Origin of the sequence: Salinisphaera aquimarina, from assembly GCF_042643355.1 — a bacterium.
In the GTDB taxonomy this organism is placed as follows: domain Bacteria; phylum Pseudomonadota; class Gammaproteobacteria; order Nevskiales; family Salinisphaeraceae; genus Salinisphaera; species Salinisphaera aquimarina.
Map to the genome: position 1 here is coordinate 21,510 of NZ_JBHRSS010000008.1, position 22,206 is coordinate 43,715.

Consider the following 22,206-nt stretch of genomic DNA (forward strand, 5'->3'; position numbering starts at 1 on the left):
TGCGATGGCGGCCATCTCCGTGTGTCGAGTCCGGCGTCGCACCGAAAGGCACGGCCGAATCCAGACCGCTCGAGGGGTTCCGTCGAAACTGGCGGCTGGCACGGCTGTCGTTTCAATATTCGTCGTGACGCCTCACCCAGCTATGCGTGCCACCGGACTCGTTGCGGCCCTTGGGCGCCAGATCCAGCCACATCAGGGCGCCCATCAGCATTTCTACACCGCGGTGATAGGTCGAGTAACTGTGGCAGATTGCGCCACTGTCGTCCGTCACGAAAATGCTCGTGCCGAACATGTCTTTGCTGTTGTGGATCGGAGTGCCGTAGTTATAGACCGCGCGGCCAGCCGCGAGGTCTTCTTGCCTGAACGACACACCGAAATCGAAGTTGAAATCGCTGCCGTACGACGAAATCCAGGGAAAGGTCCAGCCCATGCGTGCCTTGACCGACTCGATCTGTTCGAGCGGTGCGCGCGAGACGGCAGCGAACGCGAGGTCCGCATGTTCGAAATGCTGCCGTGCCGTGTCGATATGGTCGGCAACGAAGGCACAGCCCTTGCAAATGTGGTCCGAGCCCGGCGTCAGCATGAAGTGGTAGACGGCGAGCTGGCTGCGGCCACGAAACAGATCGCCGAGCCTGTATTCACCCTCGGGACCCTCGAAGACATAAGGCTTGTCCACCCGGACCCAAGGCAGTTCCCGGCGCTCGGCGCGGAGTGCGTCGAGTTCATGGGTCAGGGCGCGTTCCCTGGCGAGAAGCGCCTTGCGGGCGGCGAGCCATTCGCGGCGCGAAACGATGGAATGTTGCATGATCAACCTCCTAGGGCTTTGCTTATGGGACGGGTAACGCGCTGCAGACGGTCAGAGGCAATCCTCAGCCAGGGCGACATATGGAATACGCTCATCAGCAGGTACATCCAGGCCATACCGCCGATCGAAAGCCCGGCCGGCGCCGCCGAACAGAGCGCGGTGCCAGGCGCGCCGGTGCCCGCGATCCACGCCATCAACGCGAAGCTCGGCGACGCGGCCAGTCCGAGCCAATCGGCAGCGCCGTAGCGCCGCCAGGTTCCTTTATCGCGCCTCGTCGCGCGTGCGGAAGTCGTCATTCCAGTACTCCTGATCGATCCGGGCCTTTTTCCGCCATCGCAGAGCGAAACCGGAATGTAAGGCGACGGCGGCTACGGTTGTGAGTTACAACTGTGACGGGATTCCGATGGAGGCGGCGCTCACCGTCGCAGCGCGCGCTCTGGCGGCCGGAGATCCGCTGGCTGCGTTGAATCGAGTCGCGCTGCGTGACGACGCGCCGGCACTTGCACTTCGCGGCATTGCGATGGCGCAACTCGACGACTTTGCCCGCGCCCGGGCGCTACTTCGGCGTGCCGCACGCGCCTTCGGTCACAGCAAACCCCTCGCCCGCGCCCGGTGCATCGTCGCTGAAGCCGAGGTCGCGCTCGTCTTTCGCGATCTGGGCCGGTCCGTGCAGACGTTGAACGCGGCCCGGGCGACACTCGAAGCACACGGCGACCCGGCGAACGCCGCCCATGCCGGCTATCTCGAGGCTCGGCGACTGCTACTGATCGGGCAACTCGACGCGGCCGAGCAGACCCTCGACGGGCTCGATACCGACGCCCTGCTGCCGGCATCGCGAGCCGGACGCGAACTGGTCGCCGCGGGCATCGCGATACGGCGTGTCCGAGCACTGCCGGCAAGGTCCGCACTCGACCGGGCTCGGCGCGCCTCGCAGGCATCGGGCATCCCTGCCCTGGCGGCCGAAGTGGAGCGGGCATCGCGCGCGCTCGAGGCGGACGTGGCACGCCTGGCCATGCACGACGGCGAACGTCTTATCCGCCTCGACGACGTCGAGGCGCTACTCGCCTCGGACGCGGTGGTTGTCGACGCCTGCCGCCATGTCGTGCGTGCCGGGGATTCGATCATCCCGCTGGCCACCCGCCCGGTGTTGTTCGCGCTCGCTCGCGCGCTCGCGCAGGCCTGGCCCGAAGACGTGTCGCGGGAAACACTGCTGGCACATGTGTTTCGGGCGCACCACATCGATGAATCGCACCGCGTACGGCTGCGCGTGGAGATCGGGCGGCTGCGCAAGGCGCTCGAGCCGCTAGCCCGGGTGAACGCAACGAGCCAGGGTTTTGCGCTGGCACTACACGAGCCGGTGACGCTTGTCGTGTTGCTGCCGCTCGTCGAGGACAAGCATGCGAACGTGCTTGCCCTGCTCGCTGATGGCGAGGCTTGGCCGAGCTCGGCGTTGGCACTCGCGCTCGATGTCAGCCCGCGTACCGTACAACGCGCGCTCGAGGCGCTTGCGGCGGCCGGCCAGGTCGAATCGGTCGGTCGCGGGCGCAACTGCCGCTGGATCGCGTCGAACGTGCCCGGATTCCCGACAAGCTTGTTACTCCCGGCCTCGTTGCCGGTCGGTTAGCATCCAGGACATGAAGCACACAGCTGCCGAAATCTTGCGCGAATACGGGCCCTTCCCCGGCGTCGATGCTGTGCATGGGGTCAGCTTTGACGGGCATCAGCTATGGTTTGCCACAGGTGACAGATTGCAGGCCCTCGATCCGCAAAGCGGCGAGATCGTGAGCGCGCTCGAGGTGGCTGCGCAGGCGGGAACCGCGTTCGACGGCGAGCACCTGTTCCAGATCGCCGAGGGCCGCATCCACAGGATCGACCCTGCAACCGGCGTCGTGCTCGGCTCGATCCCGGCACCCGGCGCAGGCGTCGCTTCCGGCCTCGCCTGGGCCGAAGGCTCGCTCTGGGTCGGCCAGTACAGTAGCCGTCGGATCCATCAGGTCGACCCTGAAACCGGGGCTGTAAACCGCACCATCGAATCGAACCGTTTCGTCACCGGTGTCACCTGGGTCGACAGCGAACTCTGGCACGGCACCTGGCAGGACGAGCACAGTGAGGTGCGGCGCATCGATCCCTCCAGCGGCGAGGTGCTGGAGCGTCTCGACATGCCGGCCGGAACCGGTGTCTCGGGTCTGGAATCGGACGGCGGCGACCACTTCTTCTGCGGCAGTGGAAACGGCGGAACAGTCAGAGTCGTCGCCCGGCCACGGCGCTCGCCCTGACCTTCACCCCGACCGACCGGGGCGAGGCCGGATCCGGGACACCGCAGATGCCTGATCAGACCGGTTGCACCGACCCCTTGCTGACCAGGCCAGATGCCGCGCCGGTTTGCGTCAAAGCCCGAAGCCAACCGAACAGAGCGGGCTCGCAACCCCGGATGCGCCGCTGCCCCATCGAGTGTTGCGGAACCGTCGAACAAAGTGCCGCGATTCGCGCGAACGCTTAAATAACGGTGTCGTTGCTAACTTTCGCTGCGTTCCCGGTCCGGTCCATAGACTGTTCGGAACACGGATGCGCTCGCGTCCCGCGCACTGGGAAAACCAGCACGTAGGCGCGAGCCGTCATTCGGCGTTTGTCAGCTACCACGGTCACCTCTCCCATGAGCACGAGTTTCAGCGACGCATTCGTTCTACCCCAATCCCGAGTACGGTCTCTGCCCATGACCCGGGATCCGGCGTTCTTCATACCGGTCTTCGTACTGCTGTGTGCCCTGGCTCTGGTGCAGGTGTTTAGCGTCGATGTCTGGCTGGCCGATTTTCTCTACGGGCTTGAAGGCGGCCATTGGGCATTGCGTGGCGCCTGGCTGACGTCCGAAGTGCTGCACAAGGACGCACAGAAGTTTTCCATCCTCATCGGCGTCGTCACCTTGGGCGTGATCATTGCCAGCTGTTTCTCGAGCCGTCTGAGACCCTATCGTCGCGGCCTGATCGCGACGCTGGTCGCCGCGCTCACAAGTCTGCTGCTGGTCTCGTTGTCCAAGCATCAGCTACCGCTGGCCTGCCCCTGGGACATGCAGCGCTACGGTGGCGACCTGGCCGGCCACGCGATCTTCAACTTCTACTGGGGTCAGGATGTCGGCGGCTGTTTTCCTGCGGGCCATGCCGCCGGCGGCTACTGCCTACTGATCTGGTTTTTCTTTGCCCGGCATTACCAGCTGCCGCATTACCGCCTGGCCTTGCTTCCGGGCGTGGTGATCGGGCTCACCTACGACATCACCCAGGAACTGCGCGGCGCCCATTTCCTGTCGCACGATCTGGCCGCAATTCTGCTGTGCTGGACCGTGGGCTATCTGGTCTTTCGTCTGATCATGGGCGATCTCAACTTTACTCACTCGGCGACGCGATAGCGTCGCTGCCCTGGCCGGGACCGCTGTACGCGAATAGCTATTCAAGGCCGCTGTCGTGACCGACGACCAGGGGCTTATCGATGCCGGTCGACTGGCCCGCCAGCACTTGCCGATACACATTGGGCATCGGCTGGACGTGCGCGGCCCGGCCCTGCTCGAACGACTGCTCGCGAACGATCGCCCGATAGGCCTTGTCGAGTGACGTGGCGCGGTCGGCACTCGGCAGAACAAGGGCGCCGATGCGGGTTTTCAGCGCGTTCAGTTCGCTCTGTTTCAAACTGCCATCCGCGTTGAAGAAACGGTCGATGATCTCGAAGTTGCTGCGAAACTCGTCGCCGGCATGGTTTATTTTCAGGTAGGTGGCGTACTCCGGGCGGCCGTCGGCCAGTAGCGGTTCGGGCAGGCTCGCCACCGGGCGTTGATCCCACCAGGTCCAACCATGGCCCGGCGTCGATGCGTCGAGCTTGCGGGCGAACGAAAACGTACTGTCGGTGGTAGCCCCGACGCCGCCATGACAACCCATGCAACTGGTCGTTTCGGCAAACGTCTGGGGGCGCAGATCGCCACGGGCATCCTCAATGAACCCCTGGTAGACCCAGCCGACACCGTTGGCCAGACCATGCTCTACGTCACCGCGAAACCGCTCCGGCCGATTGGGGAAATCATGGGCCTCCTTCGCATCGAGGAAGTCTTTCTGGCGCAGATCGGAATAGGTGAACCAGCTCTGCTTGCGGGCATAGCGCAGTTCCTTCATGCGGGCACCGCGCACGACCTTGCCGTCATCGTTCACGTCCAGATAACGCAGTGTATGGATGAACTCGGTGCCCTTGGGAAACAGGCCGGCCGCCAGTTTCGCGTTGTCCGATCGCGCCCGTCCGACCCAGCTCATGTCGCGGCCCTCGCGCGGGGCCCAGTCGAACGTGACCTGACGGGCTTGATCGAGGCGCCCGTCTCGATTCAGATCCACGCCGACGTCGTTCTCATCGACAGGGTCGATAGGCACGTCGCGCTGCTTGACCACGCTTTCGACGATAGCGAAGTTGAGCGCATAGATATCCGCGTCGAATTGCCCGCTAGCGCCCTGGCGGAACGCTTCGGGCAGCCGAATCAGCACGTCGTCGAACGAGCCGTTGGTGGGCAGGAAACTGCCGGGCAACGGCGTGTAGGCATAGGCACGCCAGCCGGTGTAGTCGCCGTTGGCCGCATGATCGAAACCGGCATTGTCGAAATCGAACCCGACGTCAGGGACAAACCCGCTCCAGTGGCCGTCGCGATTGGCGTCCCAGCCTTTCGGAACTCTCGTCAAGCGATCCGCCAGCGCGATATCCCCGTCGGGGCCGCGGTAGTTGCTTTCACGCACGTAGGCCAGAATATCGGCATCGCTGACCGCGGCGACCACGTCGCTGCGATCGACGAACAGATTGGTCCAGGGGTTGCCTTTCCTGGCCGTGCGCATCGGATTGGCGAAATCGTAGGCCAGCTGCAGGTCGGTATCGTTGATGAAATTCGGCTTGCGTCCGTTGGTGTGGCAGCTGTAACAAGTGTTGGCGGCACTGCCGTCGGCCAGTGTCGTTTTCGTATAGCACTGCGGCGGCACGTAAGCCGTGGGCACGCGCAGCGTGCGGCTGGTCAGGTCTTGCGCAGCGCCCGCGGTCTCGCTGGATTCGGCGCTGCAACCCGCGAGGCCGGCGATGAGCACAACAGAGCCTATGGCGATGAGATTCCTTGTCGGGCAGGTCATGGTGTCACCCAAAAAAGCGCCCCTGAGCGATTCTCGCACCAGGGGCCAGGCAAAGTGTCGCCCGCACAGGACGGGCAACAGGGAGCAGTACCGTTTCGTTGTTCTGGAACCCGGTGTTCAGCCCGCGGGCGTGGCGTCGTCGTTCACGCTCGCCGTGGTGTCCTCGAGCGCCGGGAACGGGCCGATATAGCCTGTGTAGCCGCGTGCCTGGTCGGCCGTTTCGAGCTTGTCGCTATCGCTCTCGCCGTAGGGGTGCTGAACCACGCTCATCAGATACGCGAAGCCGTTGTAATCTGGATAGAAGTAGATCGACGTGCTTTCCGAGCCGTACGGCGTGGTTTCGATCCGGGTGAGTTTCTTGTCGGTGGTGTTGTACGCCCACACCATGTCGTTCTGATGACCCGAGCCGCTGTCTTCACCGATGATCAAGGTGTGATAACCCGGCATATAGGTGATGTTGTCGGGGTTGGCGATGCCTGCGACGTCGCAGACGTTGTTGGCCAACGGGCTGTCGGCCGCGTACTGCGGTATCGGGCTGTTCGGGTCGATCGCCTGCGTCATCGTGCCGGAGACCTCGGCGACGATGTTCTTGGCTACATAATCGCTGCCGATATCCGAATCGGTGCCTACGCTACCGGAATAGACCGTGCCGCAGATGTCGTAGGGCAGGCGGATATCGTTGCTGGTGCCGAGATCGTTGGCGGTGCTCGGGTTGCCGTCCTGCATGAAGTCCTCCATGCCGGCTTCACGTTCGCTGATCGCCACGTAGAAACGCTTGGCGTCCGGGTCGAAGGTGAAACCCTCTTCCTTGCGCATCTCCAGCGTCGCGCCCTTGATCGCGGCATAGCGACGGGTCTCCAGACGTGAGGCGGCCAGATCCATGCCATCCTTGACCTGCAGGCATTCCGGTCCGAGGCCATTGGTGTTCACGCCGGTGAAGCCGCTCGGACACAGCGGGCTGGCGTCGTCCTCGGTATTCGCCTCGGCGGTGTTGAACAGGTCGGTGAAGGTCAGCTTGCTGCCACCATCACGTCCCAGGAACTGACCGACCTGTGCATCGGTGGCATGGCCCAGATCGATCCAGTCCAGATCGGCGGCGCCACCATCGGCAGCACTGGTCTGGTTCCATTTCATGGCGTAGAGCGTTCCCGCACTCAGATCGCCGGCGGTGTCGGCAATGAACATGTACAGGCCGACGTTGGTGCCGTCATCGGTGTTGTAGACGGTCTTTTCATCCGGCATCACATAGGCCAGTTCATTGGCTTTGCGACCCATCGAGAAATGCTTGGTCACATCGACATCACCCGCGTCGCTGGTGATGCTGATCTCCGTAGGCCAGCCGTAGTCATAAGGATTGAGCTCGGTCAGACCCTGATCGGCGGTGCCATAGCTGCCGCTGATATAGGCGCCCATGGCGTCGTAGTAGCTGTCGATAGAGCCGGTGCTGGCGTCCACCGCGCGGGCGTTGGGCTCGTACTCTTCACCGCCCAGATGCGTGCCCCAGGGGGTCACCGAGCCAGCGCAGGGTACCCACAGCCCGTTATCCGGCGAGAAGTCGATCGGTCGCGTGGACGTTGCCGTCAGCTGACCGGTGTCGGCGTCCTGCACGAGGCTGCTCACATACATCGAGCCGGGCCGGCTTTCGAAGTGCGAGACCATGAACAGCTTGTCGTCGAATCGCAGCAGCGACGAGAAATCATTGGAATCGGCCACGGTCTGCGAGTTGTCCTCGGCGAGCACGGGATCGCCGTTCTTCGCCGTTAGCACGCCGAACCTATTGCCACCCTTCTCGTCACCGCTGCGTAGAATCGTCTGGAAACCGGCGGTGTACTGGGGACCGCCGGCCGTATCCGCCGTCAACAAGGCTTTCTGGCTGGCGCCATCCGTGGACTCGACGACGGTAAGACCCGGCGTTGCGCGCACCGCTCGTTTTTCCTCGTCGGTCTGTGCCGGCGAGATTTCGCTGAACTCTGCGGTGCGACTCGTGCTGGCGGGCGGCGCCGTCGACGCGTTGCCGCCGCCATCGCTGTTCGAATCGTTGTCATTGCAGCCGGCTACAACCACGAGCCCCGCGATCGCGAGCCCCATCGCCAGGTGCCGCACACAGGATGTACTGTCGCGCATCTCCGAAGTCCCCCGTACCGATTGGATGGAAAGTTCGGACGAGGTTATCCAGAAATTATGACTGTATTATGAAGTCTGTCTTGCCCCTTGTTCGTGCGACCAACCTCCGTGCGCGCCATTGATTGCGGCGGCCTTCCCAGACTCCAGCCATCACGCCGGGGGCGGTTCCGGGAGTGGTTCGTTCATCCGCTCTCCGAAGTATCGATTCGGCTGCTGGTTGTTCGGCGAACGATCCCCTAATCCAAGCACCCTGGCCTGCCTTGGCGCTTATTTCGCCTTGCGATTTCGAGACCGCGACTCGAACACTTCCATTATCGAAGCAACTGTTTTCGCGGTGGCGGTGCGCAGTGGCCGGCACGATTTGGGCGGCCCATCGATCGTATTGAGCTATGGAATGACCCTGCTCCGCCGGGCGTTCGAACCACTCGCGGGCTTTATCCTTGTCCTTCTTTTCGCCATCGCCCACGGCATAGGCTTTTCCGATCGAATTCTGAGCCTCCGCTTCGCCTGTCCGTGCACCTTTTATGTCATGAAGATACGCGTCCGAACTGCTTCGTCCTTGACCGTGATATCGAGCAATCGATCACTCGAACAAGCGCTCAGGAGGGGGCACATATCAACCCGAGACTCGTCCATTGTCGGATGTCATCAGGGCTCATGGTGCCCCTCATATCAGGGTCATGATTGCCATCGGCGATTCGAACAGCGCGATCGAGACCGTATACAGAAATCCGACCATCGCCGGGGTAGCCGTTCCCGGTACGGGCGTGAGCGACGACTGCTTTCACCACCCTCTTGGCCAACGCGTCGCTGACATCTATCTGCAGTTTCGCCATATCAATTCGCACCAGGCCACCCGCATCCGTGGCGTGACCATACGCGCGTAGGTACACGACCGCGATCCCAGGCATACCGGGGATCGTCACCAAGGCATCAATGACCTGATCGAGCATGTGTGCGCGCGTATAGGCTTTGATCTCTTTCACGGTCCTCCCGGTTACACGTCGACTTCGCGCCGCGGCTCGGCGAACCAGCGATAGATGCTCGGTATCACCAGCAGTGTCAGCAGGGTCGAGGTGATCAAGCCGCCGACCACCACCGTGGCCAGCGGCCGCTGTACGTTGGAGCCGATACTGTCGGCCAGCAGCAGTGGCACCAGGCCGAGAATCGCGACGGTCGCAGTCATCAGCACCGGACGCAGTCGATGCTCCGCACCCGTTCGCACCGCCTCATCGATGTCCATGCCCTGTTCACGCAGCTGGTTGATATAGGACACCAGCACGACGCCGTTGAGCACGGCCACGCCGAATACCGCGATGAAACCCACGGCTGCCGGCACCGACACATACAGACCGGAGATCCAGAGCGCGAAAATGCCGCCGGTGACGGCGAACGGCACGTTGAGAAAGATCAGCGCGGCATAGCGCAGACTCCCGAACGCGCTGAACAGCAGAAGAAACACCAGACCCAGGGTGATCGGCACGACCAGGTACAGCCGTTGCATCGCGCGCTGCTGATTCTCGAACTGGCCGCCGAACTCGACGAAATAGCCCGGCGGCATATCCACGTCAGTCTTGATGCGCTGTTGCAGTTCGTTCACCACCCCGCCCATATCGCGGCCACGCACATTCATCTGTACATAGATACGGCGGCTGGCGTTCGAACGCGAGATCTGTTTCGGTCCCGTCTCCACGCGGATATTCGCGACCCGGCTGAGCGGCACGACCGCCCCGTTGTCGGTACGAATCGGCAGTTGCCGGATCAGATCGAGCCGGTCGCGCTGGTTCTCCTGCAGGCGCAGAAAAATATCGTAGCGGCGGATGCCGTCGAACACGACGCCGGCCACCGAACCGCCCACACCGGTTTCGATCGAGCCGAGTATGGCGTCGTTGGACAGGCCATAACGTGCCAGCGCCGGGCGGTCCGGTGTGATCACGATCTGCTGCTTGCCGCCCTGCTGCTGTGGCTTGACGTCGACCGCGCCCTCGACGTTGCGTGCCAGCGCCGCCACTTCCCCGGCGACCCGTTCGAGTTCGTCGAACTCGTCGCCGTAGATGCTGGCCACCAGCTGTGCCTGCACGCCGGACAACAGTTCGTCGGTGCGTAGCTGGATGGGCTGCGAGAAGTTGTTGGACAGGCCCGGTACCTGTGCCGCAACGCGTTGCGCCATCACCGTCTGCAGGCCTTCGTAGTTGCGTCCGCTGGCCCACGCGTCCAGCGGTTTGAGCGTGACCAGCGTGGCGATGACATTGATCGGCTCCGGATCGCCGCCGACCTCGGCCCGGCCCACGCGGGAATAGGCACCGGTGACTTCCGGAAAGTCGCGCAATGTCTTCTGGACATCCCGGGCCGCCGCCGTCGCCGATTCCAGGCTGGCCCCAGGCGGCAGCGTGGAGCGCACCACCAGCGTGCCCTCGCGCAGCGTCGGCACGAACTCGGTGCCCAGGCTCGGGAATATCGCCAGACTCGCGGCGAACAGGATCACCGCAATCGAGAGCACGGCGACCGGTGCCTTGAACGCCGCGTCGCGCAGCGGTCGATAGCCGGCCTTGAGCCAGCGCACCAGCCGCGGCTCGGCGTGCACGCTGTCCTTGCGGAACGCCAGCGTGGTCAGTACCGGCACCAGCGTAAGCGCCAGCAGCAACGCACCCAGCAGCGCGAAGGTGATCGTGTACGCCATCGGCGAGAACAGCTTGCCTTCCACGCCCTGCAGCGTGAACAGCGGCAGAAAGACGATGATGATGATGCCGATCGCGAACACGATCGGCCGCGCCACCTCACGTGCGGCCTCGCTGACCAGACGCGCCATCGAGATATCTTCGTCGGCGCGCTCTTCCATATGCCGGAAGATGTTTTCGATCATCACCACCGAGCCATCGACCATCATCCCGATGCCGATCGCCAGCCCACCCAGACTCATGAGATTGGCCGACAGGCCCACCATGTTCATCGCGATCAGCGCGACCAGCACCGAAAGCGGCAGACTCGCCACCACGATAAGCGTCGAGCGCAGATTGCCCAGGAACAGATACAGCAGTACGAGCACCAGCAGCGAGCCTTCGAGCAACGCGCTCTCGACCGTGCCGATCGCCTTCTCCACCAGACCGCCCTGGCTGTAGTAGGCGTTGATGCGCATGCCCTCGGGCAATGCGTCGTTGATGTCGGCGATCTTGTCTTCGGTGGCCTGCAACACCTTCTGTGTATTGGTGCCGATCAGCTTGAAGACATAGCCGCCGACGGCCTCCTTGCCGTTGGCGATCTCGGCGCCGCGTCGAATGGCCGGGCCGAACTCCACCGTGGCCAGATCGTCAACCGTCACCGGCGTGCCGGCGGATTCGGACACCACGATATTGCGGATGTCGTCGATACCCTGCGCGTCCGGATCGATCCAGCCGTAGCCACGGATCACGTATTCCTCGCCGCCACGGTTGATGAACGAGGCGCCTACATTGCGGTTGTTGGCGGCGAGCGCAGCCCGTACCTGGGCAATGGTGATCCCGCGCGCGAGCAGCGCCTGGCCGTCGAGATTGACCTGATACTGGCGCTCGAACCCGCCGATCGACAGCACGCCGGTAACACCGGGCACCGTGCGCAGCTGCGGTTTGACGATCCAGTCCTGGGCCAGCCGGCGATCGGTCAGGCTGTGTTCAAAGCCCGGCATGTTGTCGACGTCGTAGAGCAGTATCCGACCCAGGCCGCTGGTGATCGGCCCCAGTTCGGGTTCGCCCAGCCCATCCGGCACGTTGCGCCGGGCCTCGGCGAGACGCTCGTTGACCAGTCGTCGCGCGAAATAGATATCGGTGCCGTCCTCGAAATACACATCCACCCGCGACAATCCGAAGATCGAGGTCGACTGCACCTTTTCGATATTCGGCAGGCCGTACATGGCGATCTCGATCGGATACGAGATCTGGGTTTCAACGTCCTCGGTCGCCAGCCCCGGGCTGACGGTAAACACCTGCACGAGCGATGGAGTGGCGTCCGGAAACGCATCCACTGCGAGTTGCTTGAAGGAGAGATAGCCGCCCACGACCAGGCCGATTACGGCCACGAGCACCATGAGGCGGTTGTTCAGTGCATAGCGGACAATGCCGTCGATCATGATGGCGCCCCCTAATGACTGTGGGCAGCGCTGCGGCTGCCCGCCGTGAGCGCCGAGTTGAGCGCAAAGGCGCCCGCGACCACGACCGCGTCGCCCGCCTGCAGACCGGCGCGGATCTCGACGCGACCGTCGCCCTCTGCGCCGGTGGTGACCGCAACCACGCGAAACGCGTTGTCTTCGTCAGCGGGCACGAATACGACATCCTGGCCATCGATCGTCTGTAGCGCGTCGAGCGGCACGAGCGCGTATTGCGGGCCTCGTTCCGCCGTCACGCGGGCGCTACCGAACATGCCGGCGCGCAGCGCGCCGTCCGGGTTGGCGACCGAGGCGCGTATACGTACGGTGCGCGCCTTCTCATCCAGCGCCTGGGACATCCAGTCGATGGTGCCGCTGAAGCTGCGCTCGGGCAGCGGGCGCACCGACAGCGTCACCGGCAGTCCGGTTTGCAGACGCTCCAGATCCGATTCGTAGGCCTCCATCATCACCCACATATGGCTGTTGTCGACCACCTGAATCGGCGTTTCGTTGGCGCTGATACTCTGGCCCGGCATCAGGTCGCGATGCTGGATCACCCCGGCAATCGGTGTGGTCAGCGGATAGCGCGACAACGGCCGGCCCTTACCCGAGCTGATGTCTGCAATCGCCGATTCGCCCATGCCGTAGAGTTCGAGCTCCGATCGGGCCGCCTCGCGCTCGGCGCGCGCCTGCGAGTAAGCCGCACGCGATTCCAGCAGCGCCGCTTCGCTGATGATCTGGTCGCCGGCAAGCTTCTGATTGCGCTGGTAGGCGGCCAGGCGTGTGCGATAGCGGGCCGCAGCGGTGAGATAGTCGGCCTTGGCCTGGCCGAGTTCGACGCTGTCGAGAATGGCGACGGTATCGCCGGCCTCGACCCGCGCACCGAGATCTGCGATCACCTCGACCACTTTCGCACTCAGGCGCGGGCCGATCCGGGCCACGCGATCGCTGTCGAAACGCACGGTGGCCGGCGCGGTCACGATGGCGGTGGCACTGCCGGACTCTGCCTCGGCGACCTCTATGCTCAGACGCTTGCGCTGCTCGAGCGTCAGGTGCACCCGGTCCGGCTTGTCTTCGTCGTCGTGTTCTTCGTGGCTGGTATGCGCTGCGCCGCCTTCGTTCTCGTCGGAATGGCCCGTTTCGGGGGCGTCATGTTCATCCGCGTGATCGTCGTGCGGCGCTGTTTCAGAAGGCTGTGCACGCGTATCGCTGCAGCCGGCCAGACCGACGGCGGCGGGAGAGAACAAACAGTGTGATCAGAAAACGGGACGTCATCAGTTGATCTCCGAAGGATTGGCTGCGGCCTGCATGACCACGAGTCCGCCGGTGGCGCGCTCGAGATCGGTGCCGGCGGTAATAAGCGCGTCAAGGGCGTTGAGGTATTCGCCACGCACGGCGATCAGGTTGTTCTGGGCGGTGGTGATCGCGGGCGCGCCCACCTGGCCCGCGGCGAAGGAACGACGCGTCAGATCGAGCGTTTGCTGGGCCGCGTTGAGGATGGCGTCGTTGAGTGCCGCGACCTGGGTACTGGCCGACGCGTAGTCGGAGATTGCCGACAGCACCTGCAGTCGCACCTCCCGCTGCAGGTTGTCCTGATCGAGCAGCGCCTGGCTGAGTTCGGCGTTGGCGCTCTTTCGCTCGCCCGCATAGCGATGAAGAACAGGCAGATCGAAACCGATGCCTGCGCCGGCGATATCCTCGCCGCCACCGCTCTTGCCGTCGGCTTCCTGTCGATAGAAGCCGAAGACGGTGAGGTTCGGAATCAGCTGGCGCTGCGCGAGCGACAGCCGTTTGCGTGCCGCGACGACTCGCTGTGCTGCCGCGTTCAAATCGGTACGTCGCTGCACCGAACGATTCACCACCTCGGTGCTGGATGGCAGATCGAGCGGCGCAAAACCGAGTCGGCCGCGGGTCGCAAGCCGCCGCTGCGGCTCGATTGCGAGCAGATCGTTGAGCGCAAGCCGCGTCTGATTGGCCCGGTTGCGGGCCCGCGCCAGCAATGCCTGGGAGCGACTCTGCCCGAGACGCGCCGCGTTCGCTTCCAGCTTGGTGCCGGCGCCAGCATTCAGCCGCTTCTGGGCAAAACGGGCGAGTTGCTCGTTGCTGTCCACGACCTGACGCGCCGTAGCCACGGCGCGTTCCGCCACCAGCACCGACAGGAATGCGGCGCGCACCCGTGCCCGCACCGAGGCCTCGAGGAATGTGTAGTCCGAACGCGCAGCGCCGAGCTCGCTTTCGGCGGCCGCCTGGCGCAGCCCGCCCTGGCCCGCGACCCAGAGTTCCTGGCTCAGGCGCACGCCGATATCGGTCGTGTTGTCGAGACGGCTGCTGCGCCGGCCGGCTTCCAGTTCCAGCCGTGGATTGGAAGGCACCGCGACATCCGCGTGAATAGCCTCGCCGCTGAGCCGCTCGACGCGAAGACGGGCCGCCCGGACGGCCGGATTATATTGCTGTGCCCACGCCAGCGCGGCGTCGAGCGTCAGGGGTTGCGGGATCTGGGTCACCGCGGCCGACACGCAGGTCGGCGCCAACAGGCACAGGCCGATAACGGCCGTGCCTGTCCAAAGACAGGAAAAACGCATGATGAATCCTCATCGCAATAATCAGTAACGCGCCGTTTCCGGCACGCAAGGGCGAAGAAGATTCAGGCTATAGGCGGGTCGATCGGCGGACGCCGGGTGAGGCTCCGGTAGGCGGATTCACGCGTGCGCAGCATGTTGTCCGCAGCCAGGGGCAGCATGGCGGTAGCCGCCGCCCCGAGGCCGACGAGGCGTGCACTCGCATGACAACAATGATCGGAATGGCTTTCGGCGGCCAGTGTCTGCGATAGACCGCTAGCGGCGTCCCTGTCGCTCTCGGCAACCACGAGGTTCGCATGTGAGCCGCCAGCGGTATGCGAAGCCGGCCAGTCCACATGCGCAGACCACGCGAGCGATCCCCACGCGATCAAAAGCGCGAGGATCAGGCCCAACGGTTGCACGAAACCGGCGTCACGAAAGCTCATTGGACGGAAGTCTAGCACAGCGCCGTGCGCCGTCCCTGTTGGTCGCATTTGCCATGAAATTATGAGGTTGCGGATCTCGCAACCGGCGATCCAAAACAGGTTGATCACGGATTACGGCACGCGAACGACACGTGAAAACGATAACTATTTTTTACCTTATCAACAATAAAGATTTATTTTTACTTATCTAGTCGCTGCGTCATATTGAGTTTCAACGGCCACGAGCGATGGCCGACAAGGCGTGCCTCCGGGATACGCCACTGCGGGTGAGGAAGGAGTTACCGATGCAAGCAATTGATACGCCGGCGCGCTCCAGCACGGGCGCCATGAAGGGTCGTCCTGCACGGCGGGAGCTTGCGAACGCAATTCGCATTCTCGCCATGGACGCCGTACAGCAGGCCAACTCCGGCCATCCGGGCATGCCCATGGGCATGGCGGATATCGCCGAGGTGCTGGTCAACGACTATATGCGCTGCAACCCGGCCAACCCGGACTGGATCGATCGTGATCGGCTGGTCGTGTCCAACGGCCACGGCTGCATGCTGCAGTATGCCCTGCTGCATCTGAGCGGCTACGACCTGTCGCTAGACGAGATCCGCAATTTCCGCCAGATGCACTCCAGGACACCGGGCCATCCCGAATACGGCCTCACGCCGGGCGTAGAGACGACCACCGGCCCGCTCGGCCAGGGACTCGCCAACGCCGTGGGCATGGCGCTCGCCGAAGCCGCGCTTGCCGCCGAGTTCAATACCCCGGACGCCGCAATCGTGGATCACTGGACCTATTGCATGGTCGGCGACGGCTGTCTGATGGAAGGTATATCGCACGAGGTCGGATCACTGGCCGGCCATCTGGGCCTGGGCAAACTCATCGTGTTCTACGATGACAACGGCATCTCCATCGACGGTGAAGTCGACGGCTGGTTCTCCGACGACACGCCGCAACGCTTCGAAGCCTACGGCTGGCAGGTTGTGCGCGACGTCGACGGCCACGACGCCGACGCGATCATCGAGGCCACGGATGCCGCGCGCGCCAATCGCAGCCAACCCACCCTGATCTGCTGCAAGACGGTGATCGGCTGGGGCTCGCCCAACAAACAGGGCACCGAGGGCGTGCACGGCGCCGCGCTGGGTGTCGACGAGATCGCCGCGACGCGCACACAGCTGGGCTGGGCGGATGCCACGCCGTTCGCGATTCCGGAGCCGACTTATGCCGCCTGGGATCGGCGCAAACAGGGGGCCGCGCTCGAGAACGCATGGCAGCAGACCTTTGCCCGCTTCGAAGCCAACGACCCGGAACGGGCCGGCGAATTCCTGCGCCGCCAGGCCGGCAGCCTGCCCGACGGTTGGCACAAGCACATGATGCGGCATCTGCATCACACCCAGACTGCAGGCAGTGATACCGCCACCCGCAAATCCTCCAAGGCAATGATCGAGGCCTGTGCGGCGCGCCTGCCCGAGCTATTCGGCGGCTCCGCGGATCTCTCCGGCTCCAACGGCACTGACTGGAACGGCTATCGCGCCCTGTCCGGTCCCAGCTATCTGGGCAATTATCTGCACTACGGTGTCCGCGAATTCGGCATGACCGCCATGGCCAACGGCATGAGTCTGCACGGCGGATACCTACCGTTCGTGGCGACGTTCCTGACCTTTTCCGACTACGCGCGCAACGCCATCCGCATGGCCGCGCTGATGCGGATCCGCAATATCATGGTGTTCACCCATGACTCGATCGGGCTCGGCGAGGACGGCCCGACCCATCAGTCGGTCGAACATGTATCGAGCCTGCGCCTGATCCCGAATCTCGACGTATGGCGACCAGCCGACGACGTCGAGACGATCGGCGCGTGGATGGCTGCCATCGAACGCACCGACGGCCCCAGCGCGCTGGCCCTCACCCGCCAGGACCTGCCGCATCTGGAGCGCGATATTCCCGGCGTCGAAGGCATTCTGCGCGGCGGCTACGTGCTCCACGAGCCGGCATGCGCGCCGGATGCCCTGGTCATCGCCACCGGCTCGGAAGTCGCGCCCACGCTGGCCGCGGCCAAGAGAGTCATGGCCGAGGGCCACGCGGTGCGGGTGGTGTCCATGCCCTGTGTCGATGTCTTCGAGGCCCAGGACGCTAAATATCAGGATCAGGTGCTGCCCCCGAAGATTACGGCGCGTGTCGCCGTGGAGGCCGGTGTGAGCACGCTGTGGCGGTACTACGTCGGTCGCGCCGGCCGCGCGCTAGGCGTCGATACCTATGGTGAATCGGCGCCGGCGCCCGCGCTTTTCGAGCACTTCGGCCTGACCGAAACCCATATCGCCGCCGCCCTGCGCGACGTGCTCGGTGTCACCGAAAACGCCTGACCGACATCCACACAGAATAATCACGACCGCTGCGAGAGAACGTCATGAACCCATCGACTCTGGAAGACATCGCCCACACCCTGCTCAATGACGGCAAGGGTCTGCTGGCGATCGATGAAAGCACGCCGACCTGCGGCACGCGTTTTGCCGATTACGGCATCGACAACAGCGAAGACAATCGCCGCGACTACCGCGCCATGCTGCTGGGTACGCCCGATCTGGGCAGTTGTGTGAGCGGCGCGATTCTCTACGACGAGACGCTGCGCATGAAGACCGCGGACGGCACGCCATTTGCCACAATGATGACGGCCAACGGGATCGTGCCCGGCATCAAGGTCGATACCGGCGCCAAGGATCTCGCCGGCCATCCGGGCGAAAAGATCACCGAAGGTCTCGATGGCCTGCGCGAGCGCCTGGCCGAATACCACGACATGGGCGCGCGCTTTGCCAAATGGCGGGCGGTAATCACCATCGGCAACGACATCCCGACCCGCGGCTGCTACGAGGCCAACGCCCATGCGCTGGCTCGTTACGCCGGCCTGTGCCAGGAAGCCGGCATCGTGCCGATCGTGGAACCGGAAGTGCTGCTCGAGGGCGACCACGATATCGATCGCTGCTACGAGGTCACGCTGGAAACACTCACGCAGCTGTTTGCCGAACTGCGAGCGCAGCGCGTCCATCTGCCCGGTCTGATTCTCAAGGCCAGCATGGTCCTGCCCGGCAAGAACGCGGCCCAGCAGGCCGACGTGCGCGAAGTGGCCGCGGCCACCCTGCGCTGCCTGTACGCCTCGGTACCGGCGGCGGTGCCGGGTGTGGCGTTCCTGTCGGGCGGCCAGGGCAACGAGGATGCGACCGCCCATCTGGATGCCATGAACCGTCTCGACGCCGGCAAGGCCCCCTGGAAACTGACGTTTTCCTATGCCCGCGCACTACAGCAGCCCGCGCTCGACGCCTGGCGCGGCGAAAAAGCCAATGTCGATGCCGCCCAGGCCGCCCTCGCCCATCGTGCCCGCTGCAATCGCGCGGCAGCGCTGGGCGAATATGATGCCGAGCAGGAAAAACAGGTGGCATGACGCGCCACACCTATCCATGTTCTGAACATCATTTCAGGGTCAACGCGTCAGGCGCGTCGGGAGCAGCCCATGTCGATAAAACATCCCGTGTTCGCGGTGACCGGCTCGTCCGGCGCCGGCACCTCCACCGTCCGCGAGGCGATGGAACATATCTTTCGTCGCGACGGATTCAAGCCGGCGATCGTGGAAGGCGATTGCTTCCATCGCTACGAGCGCACGGAAATGAAGCGCCAGGTACAACTGGCCGAGAAGGAAGGCCGCCATTTCAGCCATTTCGGTCCCGAGGCGAATCATTTCGAAAAACTCGAGGCGCTGTTTCGCGACCACGGCGAACACGGCGGCGGCCAGCGTCGCTTCTACCTGCATAACAACGAGGAAGCCGAACCCTGGAAACAGGAGCCCGGCACGTTCACGCCTTGGGAAGACATCCCCAACGACGTCGATCTGCTCTTCTACGAAGGCCTGCACGGCGGCGTGGTCAGCGGGGATATCGACGTCGGGCGTTATGTCGACCTGCTCGTCGGCGTGGTGCCGATCATCAACCTCGAGTGGATCCAGAAGCTGCATCGCGACAAGGCCACCCGCGGCTACAGCACCGAGGCGGTCACCGAAGTCATCCTGCGGCGTATGCACGACTACGTGAACTACATCACGCCGCAATTCTCACGCACGCATATCAATTTCCAGCGCGTACCGACCGTGGATACGTCCAACCCGTTCGTCAGTCGTTATATTCCGACGCTGGACGAAAGCCTGATCGTGATCCGCTTTCGCGACCCGAAGAAGATCAACGTGGATTTTCAGTACTTGCTGTCCATGATCCACGATTCGTTCATGTCGCGCCGCAACAGTATCGTCGTGCCGGGCGGCAAGATGGGTTTCGCCATGGAAATCATCATGCAGCCGCTGATCGAGTCGATGGTGACCACCGGTGTGGTGCGTTACCGCTGACGCGGCATTCAAGCCTGCCGCCGATGGCCACCTGCGTTGCACGGTGGCCATTTTTTTGTCCCCAGGCTAGGCCTGCGCCTCGGCGGCCGCCGGCCAGACCGAATCCGCGTTGTCGACCAGAAAGCTGCGGAACGCATCGGCCGCCGGCGACAGACGCTTGCCTTCCCGGTGCACGATGTACCAGTGACGCACGATCGGAAAATGCGCCACATTCAGAATCTGCAGCCGCTTGGCGTACAGATCCAGTTCCAGCGTATGCGCCGATACCAGGCCGAGACCCAGACCGGCGCTCACTGCCTGCTTGATCGCTTCGTTGCTGGTCATGACGATCGCTGGCGTGATCTGGATCTGATGCCGCCGCGCAAAACGCGTCATCGCGGCGCGCGTACCCGAGCCCTCCTCGCGCACCACGAACGGCTCTCGGGCGATGGTCTTGAGCGGAATACGCTTGCGCTGGGTCAGCGGATGATCCGGTGGCGCGATCACCACCAGCGGGTTCTCCATGAACGCCTCCCCGACAAGACTGCTTTCGGCCGGCGGTTCACCCATCACCACCATATCGATCCGATTTTCCTGCAGCTGTTGCAGCAGGCCCTGGCGATTGGTCACCGACAGATTGATAGCGACCTCTGGGAACTCGCGGTGGAAGGCGGCGAGCAGATGGGTGATGAAATAGTTGGCCGTGGTCGCCACGGCCACATGGAGGCTGCCACGCGACACTCCCTTGAGACGGGCGACCACGTCACCGATCTCGTCGACCTGAGCGGCAATGCTGCGGCTGTAGAGCAGAATCTCCTCACCGGCGGTGGTCAGATAGATCTGCTTGCCGAACTGCTCGAACAGGGCGAGCCCGACGGACTCTTCCAGACTCTTGACCTGAATCGAGACGGCAGGTTGGGTCAGATGCATCTCCTCGGCCGCGCGGGTGTAGCTCGAATGCCGAGCCACGGCTTCGAAAACCTTTAGCTGTCTGAGGGTTATGTTCATTCGATGCACCGTGCGAAGCCATTCAAGCAACGTCTGCGCGCCTGTTTTTATGGCTATATTTTTTTATGCAAACAATAATAACTATTTACTTTTATTTATCAACCCCTCGCCCTAATCTGACTCCTGTCGCGAGACTGCCTACTGCCAATTAAAAGACCGACGAGCCGAAGGAGATTCGACATGGCACAGACCATCCAGAACGACAAGCGTTATGAAGCCGGGGTCATCCCGTACAAGAAAATGGGGTACTGGGAGCCGGACTACGATCCGATCGATACGGACATTATTGCCCTGTTCCGTATCACTCCCCAGGACGGCGTCGACCCGGAGGAAGCTGCCGCGGCCGTGGCCGGCGAATCCTCGACCGCCACCTGGACCGTGGTCTGGACCGATCGCCTGACTGCCTGCGACAAGTACCGCGCCAAGGCCTACCGCGTCGATCAGGTGCCGGGCAGCGAGGATCAGTACTTCGCCTATATCGCCTACGATATCCAGCTGTTCGAGCCGGGTTCGATCGCCAATCTGACCGCCTCGATCATCGGCAACGTGTTCGGATTCAAGGCCATTCGTGCCCTGCGTCTCGAAGACATGCGCATCCCGACCGCCTACATGACCACGTACAAGGGTCCGCCCACCGGCATCGTCGTGGAGCGCGAACGTCTGGACAAGTTCGGACGCCCGCTGCTGGGTGCCACCACCAAGCCCAAGCTCGGTCTGTCGGGCCGCAACTACGGTCGCGTGGTGTATGAAGCCCTCAAGGGCGGTCTCGACTTCGTCAAGGACGACGAGAACATCAATTCGCAGCCGTTCATGCACTGGCGTGATCGCTTCCTCTACGTGATGGAAGCCGTGAACAAGGCATCGGCGGCCACCGGCGAAGTGAAGGGGCATTACCTGAACGTTACGGCTGCGACCATGGAAGAGATGTACGAGCGCGCCGAATTCGCCAGGGACCTCGGCTCGTCCATCGTCATGATCGATCTGGTCATCGGTTACACCGCGATCCAGTCGATGTCGAACTGGGCCCGCAAGAACGACATGATTCTGCATCTGCACCGTGCCGGTCACTCGACCTACACGCGCCAGAAGAATCACGGCGTGTCCTTCCGCGTGATCTCCAAGTGGATGCGCATGGCCGGCGTGGACCATATTCATGCAGGCACCGTCGTCGGCAAGCTCGAGGGCGATCCGAACCAGATCGCCGGCTTCTATGACGTGCTGCGTGAGCCGTTCAACCACCAGAATCTGGAGCACGGCGTGTTCTTCGATCAGGACTGGGCCGGTCTGAACAAGTGCATGCCGGTGGCCTCGGGTGGCATTCATGCCGGCCAGATGCATCAGCTGCTGCACTATCTCGGCGAGGACTGCGTACTCCAGTTCGGTGGCGGCACCATCGGCCATCCGGACGGCATCCAGGCCGGCGCCGTTGCCAATCGGGTCGCGCTCGAAGCCATGATCATGGCCCGCAACGAAGGGCGCGACTATCTGAACGAAGGCCCGGACATCCTCAAGAAGGCGGCCAAGGACTGCAGCCCGCTGCAGCACGCCCTCGACACCTGGAAGGACATCACCTTCGACTACACGTCGACGGATACGCCCGACTTCGTGCCGCAGGAAACGCCGTCCAGCTGATCGCCCCCTCAGTCGCTAGGA

The 22,206-nt window shown here is 63.4% G+C and carries 17 protein-coding genes; 7 read left to right on the plus strand and 10 right to left on the minus strand.

The window, feature by feature from the left end:
- Positions 1-112: 112 nt before the first annotated feature.
- Both ACFOSU_RS15505 and ACFOSU_RS15510 read right to left on the minus strand, forming a co-directional pair.
- Positions 113-805, minus strand: coding sequence for a DUF899 domain-containing protein (locus ACFOSU_RS15505; protein WP_380690848.1), 693 nt, complete (start codon positions 803-805; stop codon positions 113-115).
- A 2-nt stretch (positions 806-807) separates the two neighbouring features.
- Complete coding sequence (locus ACFOSU_RS15510) at positions 808-1,101, minus strand: hypothetical protein (protein ID WP_380690849.1); 294 nt, start codon at positions 1,099-1,101, stop codon at positions 808-810.
- 107 nt (positions 1,102-1,208) lie between these two features.
- On the opposite strand from ACFOSU_RS15510, the gene ACFOSU_RS15515 reads away from it, so the two are divergent.
- From ACFOSU_RS15515 to ACFOSU_RS15525, 3 genes are all read left to right on the plus strand, one after another.
- On the plus strand, positions 1,209-2,429 hold the full coding sequence (locus ACFOSU_RS15515; protein WP_380691365.1) for a helix-turn-helix domain-containing protein: 1,221 nt from the start codon (positions 1,209-1,211) through the stop codon (positions 2,427-2,429).
- 10 nt (positions 2,430-2,439) lie between these two features.
- Positions 2,440-3,081 carry a Vgb family protein gene (locus tag ACFOSU_RS15520; RefSeq protein ID WP_380690850.1) on the plus strand — a complete coding sequence of 214 codons (642 nt, stop codon included), beginning with the start codon at positions 2,440-2,442 and terminating at the stop codon, positions 3,079-3,081.
- A gap of 437 nt (positions 3,082-3,518) precedes the next feature.
- Complete coding sequence (locus ACFOSU_RS15525; RefSeq protein ID WP_380690851.1) at positions 3,519-4,205, plus strand: phosphatase PAP2 family protein; 687 nt, start codon at positions 3,519-3,521, stop codon at positions 4,203-4,205.
- Between the two features lie 37 nt (positions 4,206-4,242).
- Here the strand turns inward: ACFOSU_RS15525 and ACFOSU_RS15530 are convergent, their stop codons facing one another.
- The 7 genes from ACFOSU_RS15530 to ACFOSU_RS15560 form a co-directional block, all read right to left on the minus strand.
- Positions 4,243-5,958 (minus strand): hypothetical protein, encoded by a 1,716-nt coding sequence (locus ACFOSU_RS15530; protein ID WP_380690852.1) that lies wholly within the window; start codon positions 5,956-5,958, stop codon positions 4,243-4,245.
- A 105-nt stretch (positions 5,959-6,063) separates the two neighbouring features.
- Positions 6,064-8,070, minus strand: coding sequence for an alkaline phosphatase PhoX (locus ACFOSU_RS15535; RefSeq protein WP_380690853.1), 2,007 nt, complete (start codon positions 8,068-8,070; stop codon positions 6,064-6,066).
- Positions 8,071-8,669: 599 nt separating this feature from the next.
- Positions 8,670-9,056 (minus strand): P-II family nitrogen regulator, encoded by a 387-nt coding sequence (locus ACFOSU_RS15540; RefSeq protein WP_380690854.1) that lies wholly within the window; start codon positions 9,054-9,056, stop codon positions 8,670-8,672.
- An 11-nt stretch (positions 9,057-9,067) separates the two neighbouring features.
- On the minus strand, positions 9,068-12,172 hold the full coding sequence (locus ACFOSU_RS15545) for an efflux RND transporter permease subunit (protein ID WP_380690855.1): 3,105 nt from the start codon (positions 12,170-12,172) through the stop codon (positions 9,068-9,070).
- 11 nt (positions 12,173-12,183) lie between these two features.
- Positions 12,184-13,434 carry an efflux RND transporter periplasmic adaptor subunit gene (locus tag ACFOSU_RS15550; RefSeq protein ID WP_380690856.1) on the minus strand — a complete coding sequence of 417 codons (1,251 nt, stop codon included), beginning with the start codon at positions 13,432-13,434 and terminating at the stop codon, positions 12,184-12,186.
- A gap of 27 nt (positions 13,435-13,461) precedes the next feature.
- Positions 13,462-14,769 (minus strand): TolC family protein, encoded by a 1,308-nt coding sequence (locus ACFOSU_RS15555; protein ID WP_380690857.1) that lies wholly within the window; start codon positions 14,767-14,769, stop codon positions 13,462-13,464.
- Between the two features lie 62 nt (positions 14,770-14,831).
- Positions 14,832-15,191: a hypothetical protein gene (locus ACFOSU_RS15560; RefSeq protein WP_380690858.1), complete on the minus strand. Its 360-nt coding sequence runs from the start codon at positions 15,189-15,191 to the stop codon at positions 14,832-14,834.
- Between the two features lie 284 nt (positions 15,192-15,475).
- Here ACFOSU_RS15560 and tkt point away from each other — a divergent pair, with 284 nt between their 5' ends.
- From tkt to ACFOSU_RS15575, 3 genes are all read left to right on the plus strand, one after another.
- A complete protein-coding gene (tkt, locus tag ACFOSU_RS15565; protein WP_380690859.1) occupies positions 15,476-17,542 on the plus strand; it encodes a transketolase in 2,067 nt (688 codons plus the stop codon).
- A gap of 44 nt (positions 17,543-17,586) precedes the next feature.
- Positions 17,587-18,615 (plus strand): class I fructose-bisphosphate aldolase, encoded by a 1,029-nt coding sequence (locus ACFOSU_RS15570; protein ID WP_380690860.1) that lies wholly within the window; start codon positions 17,587-17,589, stop codon positions 18,613-18,615.
- Between the two features lie 69 nt (positions 18,616-18,684).
- Positions 18,685-19,566 (plus strand): phosphoribulokinase, encoded by an 882-nt coding sequence (locus ACFOSU_RS15575; protein WP_380690861.1) that lies wholly within the window; start codon positions 18,685-18,687, stop codon positions 19,564-19,566.
- Positions 19,567-19,632: 66 nt separating this feature from the next.
- Here the strand turns inward: ACFOSU_RS15575 and ACFOSU_RS15580 are convergent, their stop codons facing one another.
- Positions 19,633-20,553, minus strand: coding sequence for a LysR family transcriptional regulator (locus ACFOSU_RS15580; RefSeq protein WP_380690862.1), 921 nt, complete (start codon positions 20,551-20,553; stop codon positions 19,633-19,635).
- A 180-nt stretch (positions 20,554-20,733) separates the two neighbouring features.
- On the opposite strand from ACFOSU_RS15580, the gene ACFOSU_RS15585 reads away from it, so the two are divergent.
- Positions 20,734-22,185, plus strand: coding sequence for a ribulose-bisphosphate carboxylase large subunit (locus ACFOSU_RS15585; RefSeq protein WP_380690863.1), 1,452 nt, complete (start codon positions 20,734-20,736; stop codon positions 22,183-22,185).
- Positions 22,186-22,206: the final 21 nt, after the last annotated feature.

What these genes read in the sequence shown, in the direction of transcription:
- ACFOSU_RS15525 (WP_380690851.1), top strand. Translation starts at nt 3,519, where the DNA reads ATGACCCGGGATCCGGCGTTCTTCATACCGGTCTTCGTACTGCTGTGT.
- tkt (WP_380690859.1), top strand. Translation starts at nt 15,476, where the DNA reads ATGCAAGCAATTGATACGCCGGCGCGCTCCAGCACGGGCGCCATGAAG.
- ACFOSU_RS15575 (WP_380690861.1), top strand. Translation starts at nt 18,685, where the DNA reads ATGTCGATAAAACATCCCGTGTTCGCGGTGACCGGCTCGTCCGGCGCC.
- ACFOSU_RS15570 (WP_380690860.1), top strand. Translation starts at nt 17,587, where the DNA reads ATGAACCCATCGACTCTGGAAGACATCGCCCACACCCTGCTCAATGAC.
- ACFOSU_RS15535 (WP_380690853.1), bottom strand. Translation starts at nt 8,070, where the DNA reads ATGCGCGACAGTACATCCTGTGTGCGGCACCTGGCGATGGGGCTCGCG.
- ACFOSU_RS15585 (WP_380690863.1), top strand. Translation starts at nt 20,734, where the DNA reads ATGGCACAGACCATCCAGAACGACAAGCGTTATGAAGCCGGGGTCATC.
- ACFOSU_RS15560 (WP_380690858.1), bottom strand. Translation starts at nt 15,191, where the DNA reads ATGAGCTTTCGTGACGCCGGTTTCGTGCAACCGTTGGGCCTGATCCTC.
- ACFOSU_RS15510 (WP_380690849.1), bottom strand. Translation starts at nt 1,101, where the DNA reads ATGACGACTTCCGCACGCGCGACGAGGCGCGATAAAGGAACCTGGCGG.
- ACFOSU_RS15515 (WP_380691365.1), top strand. Translation starts at nt 1,209, where the DNA reads ATGGAGGCGGCGCTCACCGTCGCAGCGCGCGCTCTGGCGGCCGGAGAT.
- ACFOSU_RS15555 (WP_380690857.1), bottom strand. Translation starts at nt 14,769, where the DNA reads ATGCGTTTTTCCTGTCTTTGGACAGGCACGGCCGTTATCGGCCTGTGC.
- ACFOSU_RS15580 (WP_380690862.1), bottom strand. Translation starts at nt 20,553, where the DNA reads ATGAACATAACCCTCAGACAGCTAAAGGTTTTCGAAGCCGTGGCTCGG.
- ACFOSU_RS15545 (WP_380690855.1), bottom strand. Translation starts at nt 12,172, where the DNA reads ATGATCGACGGCATTGTCCGCTATGCACTGAACAACCGCCTCATGGTG.
- ACFOSU_RS15520 (WP_380690850.1), top strand. Translation starts at nt 2,440, where the DNA reads ATGAAGCACACAGCTGCCGAAATCTTGCGCGAATACGGGCCCTTCCCC.
- ACFOSU_RS15505 (WP_380690848.1), bottom strand. Translation starts at nt 805, where the DNA reads ATGCAACATTCCATCGTTTCGCGCCGCGAATGGCTCGCCGCCCGCAAG.